At 41.8% G+C, this 2,085-nt stretch carries 3 protein-coding genes; all 3 read right to left on the reverse strand.

Annotation, left to right across the window (positions count from 1 at the left end):
- Nucleotides 1-13: 13 nt before the first annotated feature.
- Nucleotides 14-307 carry a type II toxin-antitoxin system RelE family toxin gene (locus AC13CK_RS00195; protein WP_000221358.1) on the reverse strand — a complete coding sequence of 98 codons (294 nt, stop codon included), beginning with the start codon at nt 305-307 and terminating at the stop codon, nt 14-16.
- On the reverse strand, nt 297-542 hold the full coding sequence (locus tag AC13CK_RS00200; protein ID WP_482830850.1) for a type II toxin-antitoxin system RelB/DinJ family antitoxin: 246 nt from the start codon (nt 540-542) through the stop codon (nt 297-299). The genes AC13CK_RS00195 and AC13CK_RS00200 overlap by 11 nt, the downstream gene beginning before the upstream one ends.
- A 109-nt stretch (nt 543-651) precedes the next feature.
- Nucleotides 652-1,977 (reverse strand): ISNCY family transposase, encoded by a 1,326-nt coding sequence (locus tag AC13CK_RS00205; protein WP_482830851.1) that lies wholly within the window; start codon nt 1,975-1,977, stop codon nt 652-654.
- Nucleotides 1,978-2,085: the final 108 nt, after the last annotated feature.

Raw genomic sequence — 2,085 nt, forward strand, 5'->3', positions numbered from 1 at the left:
TAAGCTCCCATTTTTAGTCTTTAATTCGCTTTTTCGCTTCGTCATAAACTATGCTATCAGCTCGTTTTCCGACGGTAATGAGCAGGATAACTACCTGATCATCTTTAACTTGATAGACAAGTCGGACACCAGCTTTTAATAATTTGATTTTATAGCAACCTGCAAGATCGCCTCTAAGCATATTCTTTGGAATATGTGGCTGCTCTATGACTTTGGCTAGTTTCTTTTTAAATTGATCTCGTATAGCAACAGGGAGTTTTTCCCATTCTGCTGTAAAGTCCTTGTGACGTAAAAGCTTATAAGTCATCTAATGTGACTTCCTCAAACATCTCTTTAGGATCATTAATGCGCTTACGGATAAGAGCTAATAATTCTTCATATTCTTCCGAAAGCAAAGCTTTTTTGACAGGCAGTTTCCCAGTCGTAGCAACATACTCAAGAATACTAGTGAAGAAATCCGTAGGTGCAATACCTTGCTCTTTAAGGATTGAATAAGATTTTTCTTTAAGGGCTTCATCGACCCTGAAGTTAACAGTAGCCATCATATTTCCCAAGTATTTAATGTATTAGGAATAGTGTAATGCAAATTGCATTACAAGTCGTGTTATTCCCAAGTAGAAATGTCCTACCTAATAACCAAATAGAAATGTCCTATATGGACATTTCCAAGTCAAGCACAGGATTCAGATTTCGTTGTTGAATTGCTGTTTTCTGTGCACGTCTGCTTGGCATCTTTTGAGAACGATTGCGTTTGTTTTGTTGTTCCAGTTCTTCATGCTGTTGTTGGATATGATTCAGAACAGCACCCAACCGTTTATTCTCAACAATCTCTCGCTGGTTGAGCTGACTTAATTTATCGAAGATGCTGTAATTGATCTTCCGGCCTTCATGCATGATGGCTACAGTACCATCCGGGTATTCTAGAAACTCAAGATATTTACCAATCAGCCTCTGGTTTTCTTCTGTACTCTCCAGGAGATATACACATTTATCATAAGTAATGGTCAGGCTATTGGTGACTCTACGTGGCTCTCGCCAGGTAAAAATATCATCTAATTGCTCAGCTGTTTCGGTGGCAGAGCGGTGTAAGTTCTTAGGATTAAAGGCCATCTTTGCAAACTTGAGATTGAACTTCTCAATAAAGCAGGGTAACCACTTATTCGCATCTGCAATCGAACTGATACCTTCCAGGCGCATCTCCTTAATCAGACGGTCCTGAAGGGTTCTGTTGGCCCGTTCCACCCGTCCTTTGGCCTGAGGGGAGTTAGCGAAGATGATATCGATATTGAGGGTACTGAGTACGCGTCCAAACTGGGTAATCTTGCTGTCTTTCTTGCTGCTTTGATTCACCCTAAAGACTGAATGTTTGTCGCTGTAAAACGCTAAAGGCTTACCATGCTGTTCAACATACAAGCGTGTCGAAATCATATAGTCAAAGGCTGATTCTGATTCACAGAAGCGTAAATGCTGCAATTTGCCTGTGGCATCATCGATAAAGACTAGCAGACAGCATTTAGCGGCTCTTCCTTCAAACCAGTCATGGTGTGAGCCATCGATTTGTACCAGTTCACCATAACAATCTCGGTTATATCGAGGCTGATATGGGCGTTTCAGGCGCTTGGAGCGAGGAATCCATAAATCGGCTGCAATCATCCAGCAACGCAGGGTTTCCACTGAAAGATCGAATCCATGAACGGTAGTGAGCTTTTCATGCGCTAAAGTGGGTCCGAAACCATGGAGTTGATCCGAAACAATATTGAGGCACTTGAGTCTGAGTTCTTCAGGAAGTTTGCAGTTGCTGGTTTGGCCACGACCAGCATGGGCTAATGCAGCTGGGCCTTGAGCTTTGTATTTCTGCAGTAAGCGTCTGATCTGACGTTCTGAAATATGAAGTAGCTGAGCAGCCTGGGATTGAATTATGCGTTGATCGCAGATTTCCTGCAAGACCGACAATCGTTTAAGTTCTTTATCCGACATAGACACCAACATATCAAACCGTCCGCTTCAATAATCGCAAAAGTGCATATTCTAAAAGCGGACATTTTTACTTTGGAGAAACCGGACATTTCTATTTTGGGCTTACAA

The sequence above is a fragment of the Acinetobacter sp. L-24 genome, from assembly GCF_056857555.1.

Excerpts from the sequence above, each read along its gene's own strand:
- AC13CK_RS00195 (WP_000221358.1), bottom strand. The coding sequence starts at position 307 with ATGACTTATAAGCTTTTACGTCACAAGGACTTTACAGCAGAATGGGAA.
- AC13CK_RS00200 (WP_482830850.1), bottom strand. The coding sequence starts at position 542 with ATGGCTACTGTTAACTTCAGGGTCGATGAAGCCCTTAAAGAAAAATCT.
- AC13CK_RS00205 (WP_482830851.1), bottom strand. The coding sequence starts at position 1,977 with ATGTCGGATAAAGAACTTAAACGATTGTCGGTCTTGCAGGAAATCTGC.